Source organism: Lelliottia sp. SL45, assembly GCF_026672535.1.
In the GTDB taxonomy this organism is placed as follows: Bacteria; Pseudomonadota; Gammaproteobacteria; order Enterobacterales; family Enterobacteriaceae; genus Enterobacter; species Enterobacter nimipressuralis.
In genome coordinates this window covers 178,809-201,986 of record NZ_JAPPRH010000012.1, presented here as the reverse complement: position 1 = coordinate 201,986, position 23,178 = coordinate 178,809, and the positions used below count along the sequence as shown (strand labels likewise).

The following is a 23,178-nucleotide window of genomic DNA, read 5'->3' as shown; positions in this document are numbered from 1 at the left end:
ACTGGCGAAGGCACCAGCCTTGGCTGACAAAAAGTTCATACTTACGAAGCAAAGTAACTTTATGTTTTAATTTATCTCTTCAATTAGATGTGTACTTCTTGGATAGTGAATAATTACCGGGCATAAATTTAATACGGAAGGATGCTGAAATAACAAAACTTACGTATTTTTAAATGGCGTAATTGTTGATAATAGAACACCATTCATGTATAAAGTTAATATCTAATTTGGTCCTATAATTTAAAGAGAGTTTTATGGCAGAGCTATTAAAATCTGAACGTCCTGTTTCATCCTCTGATCAGAATATCTTTGAATCTTTAAAAATCGTTATCGATGATGGAAGTAAAGCTGCAAAACTTGTTTGTTTAAATGAAAAGAACGAACTAGTTCCTTTGCTAACACAAAATAGTTTTGTTCCAGATTTTCGTGTTCGCCATGAGGGTCTCAATCCATATAACTATCTTATTGATGGCCTGGAAAGATTTTCTCACCACAGCGAATCAAGCAATTCACTTGAATCAACTGATGTATCTCACCAGTACGATGAAATTAGCCGTTTAAATGTTCATCATGCACTTCATGCTTCTGGTTTAGTTCCTCAGGATGTACATCTCTTTGTTACTTTACCTCTTAGCCAGTTCTATACAGCTTTAGGTGAAACTAATAATGAAAATATTCAGAGAAAAAAAGATAACCTCATGAAACCCGTTGAGCGTTATCTTGATGGTAAACGGTATTCTTTTAACGTTTTGTCTGTGACTGTTTTCCCCGAATCTTTGCCAGCTGTGACCCGGGCAGATGAAATTGAAGATATTGCTTCATTTGAATCAAGTTTGGTAATTGATCTTGGTGGTACTACTCTTGATGTTGCAAGTATTACTGGGCAATTAGAGCAGATTTCGAAAGTAAAAGGTTTTGACCGTATTGGTTGTTCTATCGTTTACGATGAGATCAGCAGGTATCTTGAATCTGAGAAACTGAACACTAGTAATGCCTATATTCATCATCTGGTTGATAGTCGTCATGATAAATTGGCTTTGAAGGTTGCAGAGGACAAGCGTGACGGTGTTTTTAATGCTGTAAACTCTGCGGTAGAAAAGTTGCAAAGTAAAGTAATCAGAGCGGTTACACAAGTAGAAGAGCGGCCTCATAATGTTTTCCTTGTTGGGGGCGGTTCATATCTCATCGAAACAGCTATTCGTAAACATTTTGAAACTGCAAAAGTTATCATGTTAGACAATCCGCAGTTCGCATTATCTTTGGCAATTGCTGATACTATCTTTTCTGAATGATGAGCTAGAACATGGCTAAAAATCCTATCTCAAATAAGGCAGATAACGACCGGATTCAGATCCGGTCGTTCTGGATATCCGAAAGAAAAGCACCCTATGTTTATAACTTTCTTAAAAAAACAGAAATTTCACATAGAGGTGACCAGCTTGATCTCATTAGGTCGGCTATTTGTACCGGGTTGGTTTTGAATAATTTATTTCCTGATTTGGCAAGTTTTATAAATGGTTTAAATGAAAGATTAACACTTGCAGATCTTAATAGGTTTCTCAACGATGGTAATAATTTTGATACTGAGCCAAAACTTCCAACAAAGGAATTTTTAGAGTGTGTCTTTGACCAAAAGTTTAAGCAGTATTTAACACCTTTGCTATTAGATAATTTGAAGCAGAATTTTGTTTCTGAAGAAGAAAATTTCCTTGTACAAAAGGGTCATGCATGCTTGGGAGGGAAGGTTGAAAATGAAGGAAGTGATGCCTGTATACTCCCTGAGGGGCCACTTTCTTCAGCTGCATCCAAAATTTCAATAGAAAATCCCATTTCTTCTGTGGTGCCAGTGTTAGAAAAGGTATCGGATGAAAATCAAACCGCCTCGGTAAGCATAAAATCTAAAGCTAAGGCAAACAAGCGACTAGCGAATTTGGCAAGATAGGTTCAGATCAGTACAATCATCTTCTGAATGCCAACTTGTCTTACCAGGAAAGGCAGCATACTTGCTGACCTTTTTTTTTGTTATAATAATTTCAGGTTCCACTATGGTCTGTAAAATTAATGTTAATGAAACGGTATTTTAGGTGATTTTGGATACTGTTACAGGAACTACGGATTTTTCCTAATTTTGTTAAAACTCTAAGATTTGTCCTAATAAATCTGGTACTTAATTATTATTTTACGTAAAAAGTCTCTGTGGTTTAATGGTTATGTAAGGATTTTTTGATACCCTTATACCCGATGGACCTAAGGTTACTGGAAACGACGTTCATGTTGAATCTTCGTTTCTGTAATCCCTTCTGTCCTTGTCCCAAATGATTGATTATTATAATAAAGGCTGATCGAATGCTATCACGCAACTCACTAATACATGGTTTACGCCGGGACCAGTTAATCGGAGTTCTGACTATTTCAGAGTTTCCGGTAGTTATGGTTGAAAGCCACTTCATTCAGTCTGAAGTTATGGGAATAAAACCCGTAATTTTTAATATTGATGAGCTTCTTGTATCTATATCCCCAATTTCATCTCTTAAATTCGATTGGGAGTGGGCCCCAGTTGATACAATACTCATTGAAGTTATCATTCCACCTGTAGAATCTGACCTTGTAAGTGCAGAAAATGACTTTCTCCGTGATTCTGGTATTGGCCATATCCAGTGCGAACCTGGCGGAGCATCAATTCGACGTACTGTTACTTTCGTTGGTGGTATAACTGCTGATAACTTACTGTATCAGTTGAGGCTTATGTGTGTAAGCGCTTTAAAACTTTTAGGAGAGGAACTGGGGGATGAAGTCTAAGATTAGGTATGTTTTGTCTGGTTTTGTTGTGATTTCTGTATTCGTTGGGGCTTATAAAATTCTAAACATTTTTCCGGTTAAACCTGACCTTTTGGATTTCACTGGAAGCAAATTTACAAAGACATCAGTTTTCCTACCATGTGATAAAAGCTCGTCTTCTTTAAACATCAAAATTGCTGATAACGAGATAATCGTTATCAACGGCATTGCTTCAAAAGTAACTTTTGTTGAAAAGGCCGATCCAGTCAAATCTCCTGGTTTTTGTGATGAGCTTGAGCTCACTAATTCTCGCCTTGTACATACTGCATCTTACAGCCTGGTGATTTCAGAAACTCAAAGAGGTTTTACTCTATCAAATGTCAAGCATCTTGCCGATGAGGAATCATTAGGCGGTATGTGGTTTTATCAAAAGTGACTTTTTGTATGGCAACTTCAGACTTCTCTTCAAAAAATCATAACGTAAAGGCTTTTGGTCAGGATGCTGCCCTGGTCATTGAGTTGAACAAAGAAGATGTTAGCTCAGCAAAATCTTCGTCTTCCTCAAATGATATTGATAACTATTATCTTACTTTGCACGTCGCGCCGAGGAACGCAAAAAAAGATTATGACTGGGGCTCAAACCGTTCTGTACTACTAAAATTGTCGACGAATGAAGTTTTGCAGATGGCATCTGTATTTCTTAGAATCATGCATACGTTAAAAATTGATAAGAGGAAAACCTCACATCATGGACACGTCGTTTATAAAAATATAAGCGTTACCCCAAACGAGAGGGGCGGTATGTTGTTATCCGCAGGGATTGTTCCAGTCGATAAAAACGGCTTAAAACCTTTTATGCACATGGTCCCCGTCTCACAAATGGACTGCGTTAAAATTGGTCTCTTTATACTTGGATATCTTGCTCAAAAAACGCCGTGGGTCAGCTCCGAGTCTATAATTACCGCGCTTCGCTTATCTGAAGCCAAGATTTCAAAATAGTGTATCAACATAAGGAATATACGGAAAAATACAGGTTTTTTTAAATGTTATACGAACGGATATTTCTGTTTTTCATCGTAAAGTGAGTTTAATTTTGCTCAGAAAAACAGGTATTCGTCATGAGAAAATCAGGTTTAGGTTTAACCCTGTTGTTTTCTTTAATTGCTCCGATTAAAGCGGTCTATGCCGAAGCGATTATGATTTCAGGAAAGCTACAGGCTGATTTGCCAGCTGTATCCTTTGACCCGGGGCCGGGCGACTTTGTTGCATACGTTAACTCTAACACTATCACTGCCTCAGGTGCAGGCACAGCCTGTAATGTAACGGTTGATGATCGAGCGACTTCTTCTGTTGATAACCTTGTTTGTTTTTTTGAGTGGTTACCCAATACCTTGGGATTTACTTCTAACGGCTTCACTCTTTCAGGCGTTCCAAACACCACAGGTGATTTAAAACTACCTTATAAGATTTCTTACTTTTCTGGTTCTGAACGGAAAAAAGTTGAAATAGTAAAAGGTGAATATTCTGTCAAAAGTGTGGCACCGGTAAAACCAACTATCACTGGGCTTAAATCATCCCTGAATGGATTAGTCTATGACGGCTTTTCTTTCAAATCGTATTTAAAGGATGAAGCGATCAAAGATATCGCTGTTTCTGTCGAGCCCCGCAATTATATTCAATACATCTCAATAGGTTCAGGCTCCGCCTGTGAAGTACCTATTGGCGGAACTTCCTGTACCATTGAAGTTGGAAGCATTAAGGCCAGTGATACAGATGAACTGTTGGGTTCACGTGATATCACAATTACAGCAAACTCTAAGAATAATTATTTCGCACCTCCTGAATCTAAAAAGCTCGTTGTTAACTGGGATTATCGCCCTCCTGTAGTAGACCATACACTTTGGAATTTTACCGATGAGGCCAAAACTATCAAAGTAGGGGGGCAGGACATATATACCGGAGCCAAAACCGTTGCTGTGGCCGTTAAGGTACCCCAGCAAGAAACAGAAGGTGAATGGTGGCTCCCAACAGCTATGTCGCTCACTATGACTCCGGATGGAGTGTTTAAACCGACTACTAAAGTTACTTTAGATGATGGCACTGAGATTGATTTCAAACAGTCCTGGGCAACCCCTTTACGTAGAACTTTACAACCGGTAAGTGGACCTCAAAAAGTCGGTGATGAGTACCTCTATATCTTCGACTTAACGGATCTTATAAACGGTTCCTACGCAGCGACTTTTACAGTAGAAAATACGAGCAAAAACTCTTCTACGTACACTGAGCCTGAAAGCAAACTGATGCTGTCTGATAACCCAACGCTCATGGTTCTCAAAGATGGGCAGGTATTAACTAAACGAGCACCCGTTTACTTCCTGAACGAGATTATCGTTGCAGCTTTCCAGGGGCAGGCTGGGGTTGCTGACATAAAAACAGTAACAATAGACAACAAAGTAGTTTCGTTAACGCCTACAAATTACAAAGGTATTTACTACCTGCCGGTGGGAGACGATTTAGCAGTTAACTCTGATCACGAGATTACTGTGGTGGCTGAAAACCTTTATGGAAAAAACGTAAATTTCAGTACCGTGTTCACTTATCAACCTACTGGATTCACTCTTAAGAATCTGGAAAAAAACGTAACTCTTTACTCGCGTGTACGTCAGTATACGGACCTGCTTAGTCAAACAGCTGGTGATAAATGCACTCTGTTTACCACAGAGGAAAATGCGAATGCTTACCTCGCATGGTATGGAGAAAAATCAGATGTTACAGCATGCTACCCTCAATGGAACAATGTCCCTGATGGATTGGAGTTCTATTTTAAAGGGCGAACCCCGGGGCTAACTGGATTCTTTAATAAAACAGGAGAGAATCTTCTCGACTATCAGGTCTATATGATTAACGGGAAGGGCTCTAAAGCGGTTTCCGCCAGGAATCGCCGTACTCTGACCACACAATTACCATACAACCCGATCATCACTTACAAAAAGAATAAAGTCATAGCTGGCATCAATCAGAACACTGCTCTGGCTTATACGACTGGGGGTGAGGCCGCTCGAATATTAGCGAAGGTGGTACCGGCTGACGTTACGATGATCGTCTCTCAAAACGGCTCTGAGGCTGTTAAAACGTCATATAAAAATCGTTCCTCAAACAACGATGCTACGACCTTTGTACAGAGGGTTAAGGTCGCTGCTGCACCATTGTGGACAAAGAACGTCTTTGACATAGCGGTAGAGTATTCAAAGGATCCTGAATTAAGAACTACAGATACACTCAACGTCTATACGGTGCCTGATTTCAATATTCGAGCGTCTATGGAAGTGGATGACAAAAAAACAGCAACATCTCTTGAAGTGCCCTTAAAGGTAACAGTGGGGCGGTATAACAACTCTACACGTAAGAGTGCATTTGACCGTAAAACAATGGGAGAATGGGACGTCACGATATACTCTCAAAAAAGTGTGTACGGCAAAGATCCAGAAACAGGCCGTTATAAAACTACATATGAAAGAACTGCGCTGACTGAAGCATTGCCGGTCAATGATGCAGGCATTGTCGAAACCAAGATTAAAATTGAAAATATGGATCTCGGTAACATGCGTCTGGTTGGTGTGGCTAAGGTAAGATCGCCATTCTCTGATTTTGAAATGAAACGTGAGACCAGTGCTGTAGGCATCCGAATCTATAAAGGTGAGGAACTGGAGGGTAACCTGTCGAAAAGCCTTATAATCGGAAGGATCCCACTTAGTACTCTGGTAAGCTTCAAATCTGCCAGTACTGCTAACTCTGATGCACTCGCCCCCACCGAATGGCAGCAGTCCTCTGATAATGGTCAAACCTGGACCATGCTTTCCGACATGACCGGAAAGAGAAGTGTAAGTATCAAAAAGACAGAAGTAGGAAAGTGGCTTTATAGGGCAAAAATGACCAATAAATTCACATCCAAGGTTTCCTACACTGATGCCTTAACGGTAGTTACCTACAAGCAGCCTAAGCTCAGTATAGATGTGACAGACATTCTTCAGGGCTCAGATGTACCTGTAACCCTGCTTGATAATGATGAGCCTATACCAGCAGGCACCGCTGAGGTTCTCTGGTCAGAGGATAAAGTCAACTGGGTACAGGGAGATACAACTTACACTGTGGCTTCTGCTGATACCCTACCGTCTACGATTTATGCCCGGATGCGTTACCTTGATTCCGATGAACTGGCAGAGGAATCTTCATGGAAGGAAACATCTGCTCGGTTGGCAGCCGCAAAACCCAAGCGCCTTTCTGTCTCGGTTACGGGGGTTTCTAAGGTAGAGGTTGGTCAAAAAGTTACTTTGGAAGGTAAGTTCACGAACCCTAACAGTAAGTACCAGAATGGTAATAACGTAGTCGAAGAATGGAAAACACCGGATGGTCAGACATTTAAGGGCTCTTCACTGTCTGTTACCCTTACTGAGCAAATGTTGGATAAACAGGGATATGCTGCTTTTGAATACAGTGCCTGGTTAGCGGACAATAAGGATAATACGGTTTCTACCCGTAGAGTTTCTGTCAAATCGTGGGTTTATAAATTCCCCGAAATGAAAATAAGCTCCAAACTTAAATACGACATGGCACCGACCACCTTACGCGTTGCGTTGAGCGGTATTAAGGATGGAGACTATCCGGGTGTTACTTATTCCCGAGAATGGATTTACGACAAAGAGAATCTGGTAATCACTAAAGATGAAGGTGACACCAAAGAATTTACAATTGAAAATCCTGGCAAATATACATTGATGGTTGTTTTCAAAGATAACCGCAACAATGAACAGCGTATCGAAAATACCTTTGTTGTCGATGAACAAACGCCAATGAACGTTGAGATGACACCCAAGTTCTCTAACAAATATATGAGAGCTCCACTTGATGTAACCTTAAGGTCAAACATCAAGCTATCTCATTCGGCTGACTCGATAGATACGGTCACATACAAGGTGAACGGTGAGGTAATACCCAGCGGCAAAAATTATTGGGCTCAACTGATTTCGGGTTTAAAAGAAAAGAAATACGAGATCACAATTGATGTTGTTAGTAAACTTGGACAGAGAGGTTCAGCATCTGTTGAGTTTGATGTCGTTAAAAACGCAGTGCCTAATTGTACATTGAGCTACACGGAAACCAACCTAAGCTGGAGCTTTACCAATAAATGTGATGATACTGATGGAAAAATGGTTAGATATGAATGGTTCATCAACGGCGAATTAAGGAACGTTTTCGGTAGTACGGCTACACTTTCTAAAAACCTTAACCGTGGTAAGCAGGACATAAAAGTAATTGCTTATGATGATAGTGGAGACTTTGCAACGCAGCACGTGACAGTTTTCGGACCGGCTGAAGAGGCAAGTAAGTCTGAAAACACTGTATCAATACCAAGCAGTGAGTAATTAATTTTAAATATAAAGCCGGGACATTTTGTCCCGGCTTTTTTATACCCAATAATTGGACCTTTGAAAAATTAATGCCGGAAAGTAACTTTGCTACAAAGGCATCTTTCATGGCCGCTAACAAAGCTGCGTATACATGCTGAGAAATTAACATTCTTATAGGTGAATATTAGGTTAGTTTGCAGACTTCCGAGCGTTGAAAAACATGGATAATAGTTACTTGGATAGAGGTGCATCTACTTAGTAAAAATATTCTTCAGTGCCAGTGAGAAAAATATGAGCGACTACATACCTAAAAAGAGAGGGCTGCTTATACTGGATTGGTATGTCCCCCTTAATATTTTATTGCTGATTCTCGTTATGTGTGTCTTTTTCACCCGTTATACATTTGGATACGGTTTATTGAATGGGTGCCTGCCTGCTGATTTTTATATGATTGATCATTCAGATAAAAGTATTAAAACTGGTGAACTCATAGCATTTAACATGCCGAAATCGGTACGTTTTATCCCAGAAAATGAACGAGTCATAAAAATTGTTGCCGGTGTGGGCGGTGACAAACTTAAAGTAACAATGGATGGGGTTTATAACGGGGACAAATTTTTTGAAGCTAATGCACGTCGTATTTCAAAGAAATACAATATTCCGTCCATTTTGATTGAAAAAGAATTGATAATTCCTGAAGGCGAAGTTTTCCTAATTGGGCAAACCGATCACTCATGGGATTCCCGTTTTTGGGGAACAGTAAAGCTGAATTCAGTAATTGGGAAAACATATGCGATCTTTTAATGTAAATAAAAAATATTTACCAATACTTCCTGGACTTGCGTTATGTGCAGTTTTAAGTAATACAAATGCAAGCACTAAGTATCAACATGATGCTGACCTAATCGCTCAGCAAGCAAAAGGGCTTGGGGCACAGGCTAAAGGTGCACAGCAGCCAGATGGGGATCTTAGCCTTGATGCTACGCTAAAATCACCAGATGTGCAGAAGTACATAGCGCAAGCTGAAGCACTCAAAAAAAACCAGGACCTGAGCAAGCAAATAAACCGTGGTTACGTCCCCGGTATGAATGCGGATAGTGTTCAAGCAGTTATAGACCATACCCAGGCTATCAGGGCCCAAAGTAATAACTCTGAAGCTGTCAACGATATAATTAGAAGACGTGATGAAATTCAGGAAAACGCCAGCCTTAATGAAGCGGCTCTGAAAGCTGTGGAAAATAAGCCGGAAGTCATGCGAGGACAATCTAAAAATATCGAAAAGTTGTTTGGTTCCTCGGGCATCACAGCTGCTGACTTCGAAAGAAAAATGGATAGCACACGTGAAGAAGCACTATCAACTGAAAATGGTATAACGATCTTTGCTTCATTTAGCTTGCCGGATTATGTACTGGAAGACCTTCTACGTACGGCCTCAGAGCATAAAGCTCGTGTAGTTTTCAATGGTCTAAAGAAAGGAACTACTCGGCTACCAGAGACACAGGCAGCAATAAATCAAATGATTGTCAAAGGAAAATTCGAATCTCCTTTGATTACAATTGATCCTGATAGCTTCAGTCAGTATCAAGTAACTCAAGTACCGACAATTATTTCTCGGGAGCAAACTCGTTTTGCAAAAATGGTAGGTTCCTTCAACGTTGATTTTTTTCAGCGAGAACTTGCTAAAAAACCCGATCAGGACATTTTTCCGGTTGCAGGTACCACTTATCCCGTTGAAGAAAAGAGCATCATTAAAGAACTGGAAGAACGCGCACAAAAATATGACTGGGAAGGTGCAAAAAAAAGGGCCGTTGCAGACACATGGAAAAATCAATGGATGGTCGATCTCCCTCCTGCTCAGGAACACAAAGAATTTTTAATTGACCCTACTGTGAGGGTCACTCAGGACGTAAAAGATAAGCAGGGCCGTGTAATAGCTTCCGCCGGTGAGTTGATTAATCCACTTTCGAGATTTCCTCAAAACCTGACGATGATAATTTTCGATCCACTCAATCCGGGCCAGCTGGTATGGGCTGAGCAGCAGTATCGACAACGTCTGGGTAGTGGAAAAGTAATGCCTATGTTTACCCGAATCCAAAAAGATAATGGATGGGATCACCTAAATGATCTACGCGAAAAATTTAACGGTAAGGTGTTTAAAGTAAACGAACAGATTATCTCACGCTTTCAGATCAAAAATACACCTGCTCTTATAACTACTGACCAAGATAAGTTTAGGATCACGCTGTTTAGCGAGGCAGAAGTCCGTGGAATCGGAGCCCCAAATCGTTCAGAGGAAAATTAAGATGAAACTCGGATTTATTATAGGTGCTCTCTTTGCTACATGGCTGACGCTAAATTATCCGGACCAGATGAGAAGTTATTTTTCCAAAGCAGTCGAATATATCGAAAGTGTTGCAACATTTATTACATCAAAGTGAGCATGATGGTGAAAAATTTCAAAAAGTTACTTTTAGAGTTCATTGTAGCGGTTATGCTTTCGCTTTCTATACCTGGTATGGCTTTGGCAGCAGATGCAGGAGTCCCGGGGGCTATGTGCCAGTCAGCTGGAGTGTGGCAGGGCTTGATTAAGAATATCTGTTGGAGCTGTATATTTCCCATGAGGATAATGGGAATTGGGGCGGCTCCAGAAGGCGCTGCTCCTTCACGTCCGGGTTGCTACTGCACAGACCAGAACGGCGTACCTGAAATAGGTTGGCAATTGAGCTTCTTCCAGCCTGTAAAGATTGTAGAGGTCGTAAAGAGCCCCTGGTGCAGCCCCTTTCTTGAAGGCACGATGCTCCAAAAGTCTCAGTTTGATATTGGTAAAAGCAACACTAATCAGCCAATGACAGCAACTGAAGCCGGATTTTACGATGTTCATCTTTGGGAATTTCCCATCATGACAATGCTCAAATTACTGATTATTGGCGAGTGCACAGCTGAACCCTACATCGATGCCAGCCTGACTTATATAAGCGAAGTTGATCCTATGTGGGAAAGTGATTTGCTAACACTCGTACTAAATCCCGAAGCAGTTGTTTTTGCAAACCCTATTGCCTCCATGGTGTGCGCTGCTGACTGTGTTGCAGTCACAGCCGGAAAGGATAATCTCGCTGCATATTTTTGTGCCGGATGCGATGGCAACCTTTATCCTCTCACCGGCCATATTTACGCAAATGATGACGCTGTAAGGACGAGTTCATTAATAACCCAGCGTCTTCTGACGAAACTACATCGCCAGGGCATGCTGATGCGAACGATGGGAGCAGATGCAATGTGTGAGAAAACGTGGGAATACTTTACACCACGTTCCCAGTATCGGCTTTCAATGCTTTTCCCTACTCCTGAGGCGAAGGGACCGGATTGCTGTCATCGTCTTGGTGATTCGGTACATGACTGGTCAACCCTTAAAGGTGGGCGCAAAAAAATAGGCAATGATAATTATGTCTATATGCTGTGGCGTTACAATGACTGTTGTGTTAGGTACATTCCAGGTGCTTGATTTCTAGGGAGAAAATAGATGAAACTTAGAAAAACAATCACCTCGACAATTATTGCATCAATGATTGCCAATACTATGAGTTGGGCTTTTTATGTCTCACTCATAAACATGGTAATGACTCCACGTATTTACGCTGCTGACGCTATATTTGACCAGCTCGAAAATAACTTTAACCTTGCAAATCCTAACGCAAATCGCAATGCGACAACCAGTGCTCAGGACATTGTGGAGAAATACAAGAACGCGGATTCAGGCGAGAATGTCAGTGGGAAGATCACCGAGAAATACGTGGGTAAAGCCGAATCCGCTAATCTTAATCTCGGGAAGTATGGGGCAGGGAACTCAAATGACAGTGTCATGAAAAACGCAGCATCCGATGGAAAGTCTATTGGGGGCGCTGTACAACTGCCAAGTATGTCTGGGGGGACAATCAACTCAAGCTATAGCAAGGAGGGGGAAAAATTACTCTCTCGGGATGCTAATGGCAACATTGGTATAAGCAATAACCCCAATACTACTCCTGGAACCAAAACAAACACCGGAGAAATTTTCAGCTCAGAGCAAAACCATAGCGATATTAAGTTCAATTCCGCTAATCGTTATGGGGATGAGGATGGCTTTGTTAACGATATAAAGAATCGTAAAAGCCAGCTTTTCGATGCTCAGAGTTATGATGGCGTAGCCTATCGCACCCTCGTAAATGCTAATAAGGACAACCCGGCATCGTCTATAAAGCCTAACGACCCCATGTTTAACGCGGGTAGAAATGAGATCACAAATGCTGTTGCTGGTACTGGAAACTGGCTTCAGAACTGTAATGTTGAGACCACCAAAAAAACAGTAACCACACACTATCCTGATTACAAAGAGTTCTATTGTAACTCGCCTAAGCAAGATAACTTCAACAGCTGCACGATAACCCGAGACTTCTCTGTACCTGTATACATTTCAGGAGGTAACGGAGACATGTCGATGTGCGGCGATAATTGTGTGCGTATATGGTTTGGTCGCCGAGACGACAACTACTGGAAGGACGGGGTATTTGATAACGAACTGACGTTGAAATTCCATCCGGATGCTAAATTGGCCTCAGCAAAAATTGTTAATGCGGAGTGGGATGACCACATGAGGGTAACACTTGATGGCACGCAGATTTTTGCTCACATAGATGGTGAATATCGAGAAAGTGACTATCCGGCTCCAAAGGGATCTTGGGAGTTAAAAAAATCGTGGAAACTCGACAAGGTTTACGATGTGACTGATAAGGTCAGAAAATCGGTGTATGAGGAGCCTGATCGAGAAGTGACAATGGCATCCAGAGTATGGGTTGGTGGGAAAGGTGAAGGGTACTTTGAGGTTGAGCTGACGTTTGAAAATATGAAGCTCGAAGATAAGCACGTCCAGGAACCAGCTGGTTGTTACGATGCTGTCCAAACACCAAATACTTTCTGCCGTTTCGACCAGTTTAAAGATATGGATGTTGGCACAAAGCGGCTTCCAGAAAGCGTGCTTTCAATGGCAAAGCCGCTGTATGAAGGTGATAAAGGCTTTCTTACCTGGAAGACTAACCTTGAAGGCTATTTTTGTGATCCATTGGTATGAGACGACAATAACTCAGTCCGGTTGGCGCTGATTATTCTGGCCGATTTTGTAATCTGAGCATCATGTACACGATCCCACAGGAAATGGCGTGACGCTCAATACTCATCAGGTCAGTTATTACATGACTCAACGTAAAAAAGGTGTAACCCAGCATATCTCGGCCATGAAGGCCGGTATCTCTGTTCGCTCAGGTCGCAGGATCGAAAAAGATCAGTGGTCTAAAACCGGTAATCGTCACTGGCGCACACGTAAAGATCCGCTTGAGGCCGTCTGGGACAACGAGCTTGTTCCCCTGTTGAAGGAAAGGCCCGCCCTGATGCCCACGACCCTGCTTGAAATGCTGCAGGATAAATATCCCGGTCAGTACCCCAACAGCCTCCGCAGGACAATGCAGCGGCGGGTCCGCGAGTGGAAGCTGCAGTATGGTGCTGAGCAGGAAGTGATGTTCCGGCAACTTCATCAGCCCGGCCTGCGCGGCCTGTCGGACTTTACCGAGCTCAAAGGTATAGTTGTCACCATCAATGGCAAGTTATTGACGCATAAGCTGTACCACTTCCGCCTTGAGTGGAGCCACTGGAGCTGGATGCGGGTCGTGCTGGGTGGTGAGAGCTTCTCTGCCCTTGCTGAAGGCCTGCAGGAAGCCCTCGGGCAACTGGGAGGTGTACCAACAGAGCATAAAACGGACAGTCTGCGGGCAGCATGGAAACATCAGGGTGAAGACGGGCGCCGCGAGCTGACTGAGCGCTATGCTGCCCTCTGCCAGCACTATGGTATGCAGGGCGTGCACAATAATGCCGGTCGTGGCCACGAAAATGGTTCGGTTGAAAGCGCCCACGGACATCTGAAAAGACGCATCCACCAGGCGCTGATGCTGCGGGGCAGTAATGACTTCAGCACCGTGGAAGAATACCAGGCCTTCATCACCCAGCAGGTTATGCGTCACAACCGTAACAATCAGGATCTGGTAAAGGAGGAGCGCCTCCACCTGAAGCCACTGCCGCTGCGTCGTAGCGCCGACTACGACGAGTTGACGGTAAGGGTCAGTAGTAGCAGTACCATTAACGTCAAACTTGTCGTCTACAGCGTGCCTTCCCGGCTTGTTGGCCAGCTGTTACGGGTTCGGGTGTGGGATGATCGTCTGAGTTGTTACATCGGTAGTAACGAGGTTATGAGCTGCCCTCGCGTCAGACCAGAAAAGGGGAAAAGACGAGCCAGACGGATCGACTTCCGGCATGTGATCGACAGCCTGGCGAAAAAGCCCGGAGCCTTCTGCCATGCTACGCTGAGAAATGACATCCTGCCGGACGATGAATGGCGAAGACTGTGGCGTCGTCTGTGTAATCATCTGAAGCCTGAGATAGCAGGTCGTCTGATGGTGCACGCCCTGAAACTGGCTGCGGGCTATGACGATATCTCTATCGTGGCGCGGGGGATGGAGCAGATGCTGAATACTCCGGGTGAGCTGGATCTGCACCGCCTGATGCGGTTCCTGGGGATAAAGGAAAAGGAACTACCGGCGGTCAGTGTGGTTCAGCACAACCTGAGCAGTTATGAGCAGTTGCTGCGCGGAAAAGGAGGTCTGCAGTGAGCAATATCCACCTCCTTGAGCGTAGTCTGCGCAAACTGCGTCTGACCCGCGTCAGTGCGGAATGGCATGCGCTGGAGAAACGTGCGCTGGCGGAGGGCTGGACCCCGTCACGCTATCTGCTGACGCTGTGCAATGAAGAACTCCTGTGGCGCGAGAGCGAAAAGCTACGCCGCTATAAAAAGGAAGCCCGGTTGCCGGTGGCGAAAACGCTGGGTGAGTATGACTTCAGCCAGGTGCCGGAACTGAATAACGCTCAGTTCCGGCAGCTCTGCGAAACGACAGACTGGGTTGATGCCGGAGAAAACGTCCTGCTGTTCGGTGCCAGTGGTCTGGGAAAAAGCCATCTGGCAGCGGCGATCGTGGATGGCGTTATAGGGCTGGGCTACCGGGCCCGGTTCTACAGTGCCGGAGAGCTGCTGCAGGAGCTGCGTAAAGCGCGGACACAACTGAAACTGAACGAGCTTCTGCTGAAACTGGATCGCTACCGGGTGATAGTGATAGACGACCTCGGGTATGTCAAACGCGACAACGCGGAAACGGGTGTGCTGTTCGAGCTGATCGCACATCGTTATGAGCGTGGCAGTCTGGTCATCACCAGCAATCATCCGTTCAGCACGTGGGGCAGCATCTTCGTGGATGAAACGATGGCGGTGGCAGCAGCCGACCGGCTGATCCATCACGGATATATGTTCGAACTGAAGGGAGAAAGTTACAGGAAAAAGACAGCGAAGGCAGTAACCAACGTGGCGTAAAACCCCGCTCAATGGATGCGGCCAGAGTAGTTGGCGCAAGTCGGCAAAACTAGTTGACGTCTGATACATTGGCTAAAGACAAGATTTGCTCTTATGACGCTAGTGGGAAAATTATGAAAGACGCTAATGGAAAGGACCTCTGTTACAACTATGAAGAAATTAAGAGTATGCCTGATGCATGTAGTACTTATAAAAATGATGCAGCATGTGTACTCGATAAACAAACATGTGCAGAGGGTTGGTTCGACGAGGGCACTAACAGCTGCTACATGTATGAGCAGAAATACACCTGTGACAGAGGTAAGGATGTAGTTCGTGAGGTTGAATCTTCTACAAATGCCTGTGTTGGCATGATCCCATGTTCTGGCGGAACATGTGAAACTGGGCCAAAGGAAGAGAACAACGATTTTGGAAAAGTTGCGGCTTATTCAAACATGGTTCAGTACATGCAGGGCGAAGCCAAATGCGAAGACCCTAACGATGCCAATTCCTGTTCCGTCTTTGAAGGAAAACCTGAATGGTGTGGTCGTTCAGTAGGCTTTGTAAATGGCCTGGCAAAAACGGACTGCTGCGAATCACCGCAGGGAACCGCAGGAGCACTTGAAGGTATCATGCTTGCCGGATCTATGATTAGAAACACTAACTGGACCAGAGTTAATGCTCAGCTAATTAAATGGACCGGCGGTGATACAGGTACATGGGCTTCTATGTCCAATGCGGTCGGAGAGTGGACTGCATCAGCTGGTAAAACAGTAGGGCAAATGTGGAACAACGTCACGAGCTCCTTAACGAGCGTATATGAAAACGTCGCTGGTAATCTAAGCAGGGCAGTCGGGTCTTCCGCAACTTCTGGAGGGGCAGGAGGTGCTGGCCAGTTGGCACAGGAAACAATGTCCAGCTTCGGTATAGGTCAGCTTAAGCAGATGGCAATGAAGAAAGCCTACGAATTGCTACCAGATACAGTTCGTGACTTTGTCTTTAAGAACGTTGCTACTACCGGAGGAGAGGTTGTCTTCTCGGCTGCGGTTCAAAACTTTATGCTTGCATTAAACGTGATCGGTTGGATTTATACAGCCTATCAGGTCACTAAAATGCTTTTAGAAATGTTGGTAGCATGCGACCAGAAAGAGATGGAAGCTTCTATTCATAAGAATCAAAAATCCTGTTTTACATTAGATACGGAACGTTGCGTCAAATATCTGAATGTGGGTTTCACAAAGAAATGCGTTAAAAAAGCAACAGACATGTGCTGTTATAATTCCATGTTGTCACGCGTTATTATGCAACAAGCTTATCCGCAGTTAGGAATAGACCCTGTCGCCTCAAATTGCGTAGGGCTATCAATAAAGCAAATACAGCAACTGGATTTCGATAAAATAGATCTGACGGAGTGGATTAATGATGCAGTTCAGGTAGGAGAAGTTCCTGACCAATATTCAAAATTCTCTGAAGAATCAATTGTGGATAACTTACCATTCCAGAACGAGAACTATCAACTTCCATCAGAACGAACCAAGGAAGCAATGGGCGGTGAAGAAAATATGATTAAGGCCAGACAAGAAAATGCTCAGGCTATAAAAGAGGAAAATGTAGATTGTAGCTATCTACCACGACCGGCCATATGCGAGGTTGGTTCAACTACGCTGGATCCGGTTACAGGCAAGCAGTTGCCGAAATATTGAAGAAGGGGCCGTTAGGCCCCTTTTTTAATTACTTGGCTTTCAATGTTTTTTCTGGGAAGCCTTTTTTACCGTATTCACCGGTAAAGAGGTAATAATCTTTTCCGTTAATGGAGGCTGCAACACCACCTGGAGTTGTTGTATTTGGGCTATCAGAACGGAAAATGATACCCGAAAAATTCGCGCTTGTTTCGTTTCCTTTAAATGGGATGAACACATAACGAATTACAGCGTAGTCACCAGCGGGAAGGTTTAGCTGTGGAATTTCGGTTCCTGTTGCGGGGCGAATCGCCTGAAAGCTGTACATTGAATCTGTTGGGAAAACATCCGCATCAGGCTTAGAAGGCAGCTCACAGGTACTCCATTTATTGACGACTGCCATATCAATTTTACATTTGGCCAGAGCTGCTTTCTGTTTTTCAGGGTTGTAGCCAAATGAAGCCTGAGTTGCCTTTGTATGCTCAAAAACATACTTAGCTCCTTCACGTACCAAACTTTCATCATTATAAGGCAATTTTTTGGGATTGGGGACGAACACTAGGTATTGATTGACCTGGATGTATTCGGCGTCAGAAGAACTGTACAAAGAGCCGAGGCTCATGATCCCAAAACCTTTTAGACCGCCTGTTACGTAGCCCATCGAACTATTGATGAGATACTTAGAAAGAAAGTTGTCGGCATCCCCTCCAGGAGTAACCTCTTGTTCCTTAAAATTAACGTCGAAGCCAGCAAGCGAATAGGCATTCTTGGCGACAGAATCATTTGCATTAGCATGCCAGTACTGGCCGTGACTGTACGCATTCAGAGCGGTGCCTGGCGTAGTGCCGGTGTCACCGGCACAACCCGATAGGGAAACACCAATGACGACAGAAGAGACCAGAGATACTAAACGTGAAAGTTTCATTTAAAGCCCTTTTTGTAATGTCTTTTGGAGATGGAACCATTATTCCATAGTCACGCGTTTCACAAACAACCTGATTGCATAAAAAAGGAAAAAAAGTGATTTCCAGTAGAACCAGTAGTACACAAGAAAAGCGCTTTTATAAAAATGTATAATTATTAAAACGAAGTAATGAGGTTGAAATGGGTAAGCCAACAGAAGAGCAAAGACCTGTTATCGAGAATGCTAGCGCAAACAATATGGTGATAGCCGCGCCTGGATCAGGCAAATCGTTCACCATGATAGAAGCGGTTATATCGATTCTCAAAAAGTATCCATATGCAAGAATCGGGATGGTGACCTTCACTCGCGCTGCAACAAACGCACTTGCAGCAAAGTTACAAAAGCGATTGAGCAAGATGGATCTTGACCGGGTGCTGGTTGATACTTTTCACGGACTCGTTAAGAAGCAACTGGACATGATTCGCTGGCCGGGAAAGATGCTGATAGGGCCAGCACAGAGATCTGTCATTCACCGAGCTTTGAAAGAATCCGGTGTAACGATGAAGTTTGCTGAAGCTGAATTCGTTATTGATGCTATCGGCAGAGAAATGGATACGGATGTGATTTCAGTTCGACATAACAGACAACAGATCCATTTGTTTAATACCTATCAGGCGTTATGCCAGAAAGACCATGTGGCGGACCTCAATGCCCTTTCAAAATTTGTTGTTGGTCAAATGCATTCGGGAAAAATGCGCACGTTAGATTTGACACATTTGATAGTAGACGAAGTTCAGGATACAGACTCTATACAATTCTCATGGATAGCATTGCATACAAGAGCTGGAGTCTATACGAGCATAGTTGGAGACGATGATCAGGCCATCTACTCCTTCAGATCCTCAGGAGGAGTCAAAATATTTCAACAGTTTGAAAAACACTTCAGACCTAACATATTTTACTTAAACACATGCTTTAGGTGTGAATGTAGTGGCACACTGAATTTGGCCACCTGAATAGAGGTGATATCATCGCCTCATAGTCAAAAACAGGTGACATTATGACCGGACGTAACAGACGTAATTTTAGCCCCGAGTTTCGCCTCGAAGCTGCTCAGCTTGTACTCGATCAGCACTACACGGTTGCAGCCGCTGCTACGGCAATGAATGTCGGTAAATCCACGATGGATAAGTGGGTCCGACAGTTAAAAGAGGAACGAGCGGGAAAATCCCCCACAGCTTCACCAATGACGCCTGAGCAGATTGAAATACGCGAGCTGAAGAAAAGACTTCAACGAGTTGAAATGGAAAGGGATATATTAAAAAAGGCTACCGCGCTCTTGATGTCAGACTCCCTGAACAGTTCTCATTAGTTGAGAAGCTCAGGGCGCGGTTTCCCGTTGCCGTTGTGTGCAATGTGTTTGGGGTTCATCGCAGTAGCTATAAATACTGGCGGCGACCAAAGAAGCCTGATGCCACGCGCGTGTCATTACTCAGTCTTGTTCGTGAAAGCTATCGCGAAAGTAATGGTTCCGCAGGTGCACGTAATATTGCCGTGATGGTCACAACCAAAGGCGTAAAACTGAGTCGCTGGCGGGCAACAAAGCTGATGAAAGAACTTAATCTCATCAGCTGTCAGCAGCCTGGCCATCGATATAAGAAGGCGTCTAAAGAGCACGTAGAGATCCCCAATTATCTTGAACGCCAGTTTGCAGTAACAGAGCCTAATCAGGTCTGGTGTGGCGATGTGACTTATATCTGGACGGGTAAACGTTGGGCTTATTTAGCCGTTGTGCTTGATCTGTTTTCCCGTAAACCGGTTGGCTGGGCGATGTCATTTTCCCCGGACTCTGCACTGACAACGAAAGCGCTATCCATGGCCTGGGAAGCACGAGGAAAACCCGCTAATTTGCTGTATCACTCGGATCAAGGTAGCCACTATACCAGCAGAGATTTCAGACAGTTACTGTGGAGATATCAGATAAAACAAAGCCTGAGTCGCCGGGGAAATTGCTGGGATAACAGCCCAATGGAACGGTTCTTCAGAAGCCTGAAAACGGAATGGGTGCCGGATAATGGATACGCTAATTTTAGCGAAGCCAGCGCAGCAATAACAAACTACATCATGGGATATTACAGCCAGCTCAGACCTCATCAATATAACGGTGGTTTGACGCCGAATGAATCAGAACGATTGTTCTGGAAAGACTCTAAAGCCGTGGCCAATTTTTGTTGACCACTACAGAACCTGAAATTTTAGAGGTGGCCGGAGCACTGATAGGAAAGAATGTTTACCGTTATGCCAAAGAGTTACGCTCGGCAAAAACGGGAGGAGGAAAGGTCACTTTTCGTTCATATGTAGATATGGAGGAACAGATACAGGGTATCTTAAGCCTTATAAATCAGGATCCACATGGATGGGCAATTCTAAGCCGCAATAATGCTCACTTGGATGAGCTTGAAAGTTTGATCGAACAGCCAGTAATTCGTTACGGAGGTAAATCATTCTGGGATGAAAAAGAAACAAGCGATGTGTTAAGCCTTATGGCTTTTTTCCGACAATCAAATGATCCTCGCTTAATGAAGAGAGTATTGGCATTGTTTGGAGAACAGGAATCAGTTTTGGATGAAGTGGCACTGAGTATGAGAGGAAGAAAAGTTACTTTTGGCGACTTTGCCATCCCGGAAGACAGTTCTCTCGAAACAAAAACATTACATTCAAACTTCGAGCGCTTTACCCAGGAAAGTATTGATAAAGTTGAGATAGCAAAACGTTTCGCCAACCTTACGAAATGGATGGAATCGTCATCAATCAAGATGAGGTCTAATAAAGGTACAGCAACCTTAACAAAAATTGCTTTAGACACTTGTAAACAGTGGGCAGAAAAAAATGGTTGGCTGAATATGATCAATCGTGCTGCTGCAATGTCATTAGGCCCTAGGAAGAAGGACGAGGAATACAGCCCAGAGAAAGTAGTCCTATCAACTTTGCATGGTTCAAAGGGTCTTGAGTGGAATAAAGTAATAATAATGAGTTGTAATGCGGATCAGATACCAAGTAAAAGATCAGTAGGGGAGGAGGCAATAGAAGAAGAAAGACGTTTGCTTTATGTTGGATTTACGCGCGCAGAAAAGCAACTTTTTGTAATGTGGTATGGTGACCCTTCGTTCTTTTTAAAAGAATGCAGTGAAGAAAAGATAAAGGAAGCAGCTAATATTCGAATTTCTCCAGTTTATACAGAATAATTCGATATGGGCATTTACTTATGCTTAAAGCTGTAGTATAAAAACATTGAGCTTAAATATCAGCTCCCAAATTTGAGTAACTTTGCTTAAAGTTACTTTCGCGTTAAGCGTTGATCTAGCCGTGAAAAGCGGCCAGCTTAAACAAGCTGTAAGACACCACCGGCAAAATGTCACCTTTGTCGCTGGTGCACTTCCCATGCCTGAAAAAGGCAATCAGAATTTACCAAACCGTAACTAACTTAGCTCCTCCTGGAGCTATTTTTGTTGCGTACTTCTAATGCCAGAAAGTATAAATCAGGCGGTTCATAGCTTACGGGAGATGAATGACAGGCTTTGCCTTCGTGTTGAAACAAAAAATTGTTTCTTCCTTCCTACTATATATAGGTGACCTCAAATGTCTAAAAATAAAGCTCGCAGTAAAGCCCTTCATCAAACCTTTAGTGAAATTATTCCAGAGATGGATAAGGCGCTAAACAAACAGCTCTTAGAAGTTCTGATGAAATATACAGAACGTGATAATGAACTGATTGTTATTTTGAATGAGGACGGCCCAAATATCATTGAACTTAAGTCTCTTAAGCCTGTGTCTTTGTTGGCCGAAAAGCTTTCTGCTTACTCAAGCTATTATCATGTGGATGTTGTGGAGCTCGTGGTCAAGAAAATTGATTTCGAAGGAGCTTATAAGCTTCTTAAAGCTTCCCCAGATGTACCACTTTTTAAAAGCTTAACTGAACTGGATAAATATCTTGTTGAGGAGTTTGAAAAATACGGATTAAATTCATTTCTTGACGTGGATAATCTGGATTACTCACTAGAAAAAGCCAGTGAACTCAAAAATGAGCAGTTAATAAATTGGGTTTCGGACATCATTTACAAACGTGAAAAATTATCTTTACGTAAGCGTTTTGATGTCGCAGTAAAGGCCCACTACGAAAATGTAGAAAAAATGTATGATACCATTCGTCCGTTAATGAAAAAACTGGGTTTCCCAGAAGATCTCATGACGCACACCTTTAGTGAGTTAAGCGTTTTTGAAACTAAAGGATGGGACCATGCAATAAAATCGAAAATTGAGACTCTCGCTAAGCGTGAAACTCAATATTTAGATGATGCGGCTAAAGCAGAGAATCGACGTCTTGTAACAGAGAAGTTGGAGAACTCTTTAGTAAATGCAACAACTAAACCAACAAGAAATTGGTTACATATTGCCGGAATTGCCTGTTTGGTAGTCTGCACGTTCATGTATGTAACTAATAAATTAATTTAATCCTGTTAAGGGGGAACCCTAACGGGGCTTCTCTTTGAACAAATCGAGGAGCGGAAAATGTCATATCTTGAATATATCAATGAAGTAAAAGTGTCCGGGATAGTTATCAGTGCTGTGGAGAAAAAAATGACTGACCAGAGTATAGGTTTGTTAATAAAGCTCAAAAATAGGATGAAGACAGAAGTTGATGGTGAAATCACTGAGAGAGAATTTTCAGTTCAAATCAAGGTGTCGCCTGAAATGTATTCAACCTGTTTCACTGGTATCAATCAGGGTGATGAGTTGATGGTCTCCGGTTATATTGTTGTCGATACTATTATGATTGAAGGGAGAGAACACCCTCTTGACTACATGAGAGTGGTAGCAACAAGTAAGTTGGCTCACATACCTAAACCTCTAAAAGGTTTTGGACAAAGTAGCTTTAATCAGATCTGACATTAAACCCACCCTAAAGGGGAGAAATCCCTTCATGGG

15 protein-coding genes and 4 pseudogenes are annotated in these 23,178 nt (G+C 43.2%); 18 read left to right on the top strand and 1 reads right to left on the bottom strand.

Annotation, left to right across the window (positions count from 1 at the left end):
• Positions 1-254: 254 nt before the first annotated feature.
• The 13 genes and pseudogenes from parM to trhN (OVA10_RS24895) all read left to right on the top strand — a co-directional run.
• Complete coding sequence (gene parM, locus OVA10_RS24955) at positions 255-1,292, top strand: plasmid segregation protein ParM domain-containing protein (protein ID WP_268197167.1); 1,038 nt, start codon at positions 255-257, stop codon at positions 1,290-1,292.
• 11 nt (positions 1,293-1,303) lie between these two features.
• Positions 1,304-1,942, top strand: coding sequence for a hypothetical protein (locus tag OVA10_RS24950; protein ID WP_268197166.1), 639 nt, complete (start codon positions 1,304-1,306; stop codon positions 1,940-1,942).
• Between the two features lie 404 nt (positions 1,943-2,346).
• The gene (gene hdtA / locus OVA10_RS24945; RefSeq protein ID WP_000952689.1) at positions 2,347-2,799 is read left to right on the top strand and encodes a H transfer determinant A; all 453 of its coding nucleotides are present in this window, start codon (positions 2,347-2,349) and stop codon (positions 2,797-2,799) included.
• A complete protein-coding gene (locus tag OVA10_RS24940; protein ID WP_268197165.1) occupies positions 2,789-3,214 on the top strand; it encodes a htdF in 426 nt (141 codons plus the stop codon). The genes hdtA and OVA10_RS24940 overlap by 11 nt, the downstream gene beginning before the upstream one ends.
• Positions 3,215-3,222: 8 nt before the next feature.
• The gene (locus OVA10_RS24935; protein ID WP_268197164.1) at positions 3,223-3,777 is read left to right on the top strand and encodes a plasmid transfer protein; all 555 of its coding nucleotides are present in this window, start codon (positions 3,223-3,225) and stop codon (positions 3,775-3,777) included.
• 119 nt (positions 3,778-3,896) lie between these two features.
• Positions 3,897-8,201: an IncHI-type conjugal transfer protein RSP gene (gene rsp, locus OVA10_RS24930; RefSeq protein WP_268197163.1), complete on the top strand. Its 4,305-nt coding sequence runs from the start codon at positions 3,897-3,899 to the stop codon at positions 8,199-8,201.
• Positions 8,202-8,477: 276 nt separating this feature from the next.
• Entirely contained in the window at positions 8,478-8,990 is a 513-nt protein-coding gene (trhF, locus tag OVA10_RS24925; RefSeq protein ID WP_001286760.1) for an IncHI-type conjugal transfer protein TrhF, read from the top strand.
• Positions 8,977-10,488, top strand: a complete 1,512-nt coding sequence (locus OVA10_RS24920; protein ID WP_268197162.1) for a TrbC family F-type conjugative pilus assembly protein — start codon at positions 8,977-8,979, stop codon at positions 10,486-10,488. Before trhF ends, OVA10_RS24920 begins: the two co-directional genes overlap by 14 nt.
• A 144-nt stretch (positions 10,489-10,632) precedes the next feature.
• Positions 10,633-11,688, top strand: a complete 1,056-nt coding sequence (gene trhU / locus OVA10_RS24915) for an IncHI-type conjugal transfer protein TrhU (RefSeq protein ID WP_181566636.1) — start codon at positions 10,633-10,635, stop codon at positions 11,686-11,688.
• A gap of 18 nt (positions 11,689-11,706) precedes the next feature.
• A pseudogene (gene trhN, locus OVA10_RS24910) lies at positions 11,707-13,284 on the top strand (IncHI-type conjugal transfer protein TrhN); the annotation flags it as partial.
• A gap of 94 nt (positions 13,285-13,378) precedes the next feature.
• Positions 13,379-14,878 carry an IS21 family transposase gene (istA, locus tag OVA10_RS24905; RefSeq protein ID WP_268195033.1) on the top strand — a complete coding sequence of 500 codons (1,500 nt, stop codon included), beginning with the start codon at positions 13,379-13,381 and terminating at the stop codon, positions 14,876-14,878.
• Positions 14,875-15,630, top strand: a complete 756-nt coding sequence (gene istB, locus OVA10_RS24900) for an IS21-like element ISEc10 family helper ATPase IstB (protein ID WP_174340113.1) — start codon at positions 14,875-14,877, stop codon at positions 15,628-15,630. The genes istA and istB overlap by 4 nt, the downstream gene beginning before the upstream one ends.
• Positions 15,631-15,692: 62 nt before the next feature.
• Positions 15,693-17,312 (top strand): annotated as a pseudogene (gene trhN, locus OVA10_RS24895) (IncHI-type conjugal transfer protein TrhN); the annotation flags it as partial.
• Positions 17,313-17,340: 28 nt separating this feature from the next.
• On the opposite strand, the gene OVA10_RS24890 reads toward trhN (OVA10_RS24895), so the two are convergent.
• Entirely contained in the window at positions 17,341-18,213 is an 873-nt protein-coding gene (locus OVA10_RS24890) for a hypothetical protein (RefSeq protein ID WP_268197161.1), read from the bottom strand.
• Positions 18,214-18,392: 179 nt separating this feature from the next.
• On the opposite strand from OVA10_RS24890, the pseudogene trhI (OVA10_RS24885) reads away from it, so the two are divergent.
• The 5 genes and pseudogenes from trhI (OVA10_RS24885) to OVA10_RS24865 all read left to right on the top strand — a co-directional run.
• Positions 18,393-19,178: pseudogene (gene trhI, locus OVA10_RS24885) on the top strand (IncHI-type conjugal transfer helicase TrhI); the annotation flags it as partial.
• A 74-nt stretch (positions 19,179-19,252) separates the two neighbouring features.
• Positions 19,253-20,427, top strand: a protein-coding gene (locus tag OVA10_RS24880) for an IS3 family transposase (RefSeq protein WP_416079273.1) whose coding sequence is annotated in 2 segments (ribosomal slippage) — positions 19,253-19,511 and positions 19,511-20,427 — 1,176 coding nt in all. Because the reading frame shifts where the segments join, the coding sequence is not laid out codon by codon here.
• Between the two features lie 8 nt (positions 20,428-20,435).
• Positions 20,436-21,437: pseudogene (gene trhI / locus OVA10_RS24875) on the top strand (IncHI-type conjugal transfer helicase TrhI); the annotation flags it as partial.
• Between the two features lie 394 nt (positions 21,438-21,831).
• Entirely contained in the window at positions 21,832-22,704 is an 873-nt protein-coding gene (locus OVA10_RS24870) for a hypothetical protein (protein WP_112823591.1), read from the top strand.
• Positions 22,705-22,761: 57 nt separating this feature from the next.
• On the top strand, positions 22,762-23,139 hold the full coding sequence (locus tag OVA10_RS24865) for a hypothetical protein (RefSeq protein ID WP_000120822.1): 378 nt from the start codon (positions 22,762-22,764) through the stop codon (positions 23,137-23,139).
• Positions 23,140-23,178: the final 39 nt, after the last annotated feature.

Excerpts from the sequence above, each read along its gene's own strand:
- OVA10_RS24935 (WP_268197164.1), top strand. The coding sequence starts at position 3,223 with ATGGCAACTTCAGACTTCTCTTCAAAAAATCATAACGTAAAGGCTTTT.
- hdtA (WP_000952689.1), top strand. The coding sequence starts at position 2,347 with ATGCTATCACGCAACTCACTAATACATGGTTTACGCCGGGACCAGTTA.
- OVA10_RS24950 (WP_268197166.1), top strand. The coding sequence starts at position 1,304 with ATGGCTAAAAATCCTATCTCAAATAAGGCAGATAACGACCGGATTCAG.
- OVA10_RS24865 (WP_000120822.1), top strand. The coding sequence starts at position 22,762 with ATGTCATATCTTGAATATATCAATGAAGTAAAAGTGTCCGGGATAGTT.
- OVA10_RS24940 (WP_268197165.1), top strand. The coding sequence starts at position 2,789 with ATGAAGTCTAAGATTAGGTATGTTTTGTCTGGTTTTGTTGTGATTTCT.
- OVA10_RS24920 (WP_268197162.1), top strand. The coding sequence starts at position 8,977 with ATGCGATCTTTTAATGTAAATAAAAAATATTTACCAATACTTCCTGGA.
- trhF (WP_001286760.1), top strand. The coding sequence starts at position 8,478 with ATGAGCGACTACATACCTAAAAAGAGAGGGCTGCTTATACTGGATTGG.
- OVA10_RS24890 (WP_268197161.1), bottom strand. The coding sequence starts at position 18,213 with ATGAAACTTTCACGTTTAGTATCTCTGGTCTCTTCTGTCGTCATTGGT.
- OVA10_RS24870 (WP_112823591.1), top strand. The coding sequence starts at position 21,832 with ATGTCTAAAAATAAAGCTCGCAGTAAAGCCCTTCATCAAACCTTTAGT.
- rsp (WP_268197163.1), top strand. The coding sequence starts at position 3,897 with ATGAGAAAATCAGGTTTAGGTTTAACCCTGTTGTTTTCTTTAATTGCT.
- parM (WP_268197167.1), top strand. The coding sequence starts at position 255 with ATGGCAGAGCTATTAAAATCTGAACGTCCTGTTTCATCCTCTGATCAG.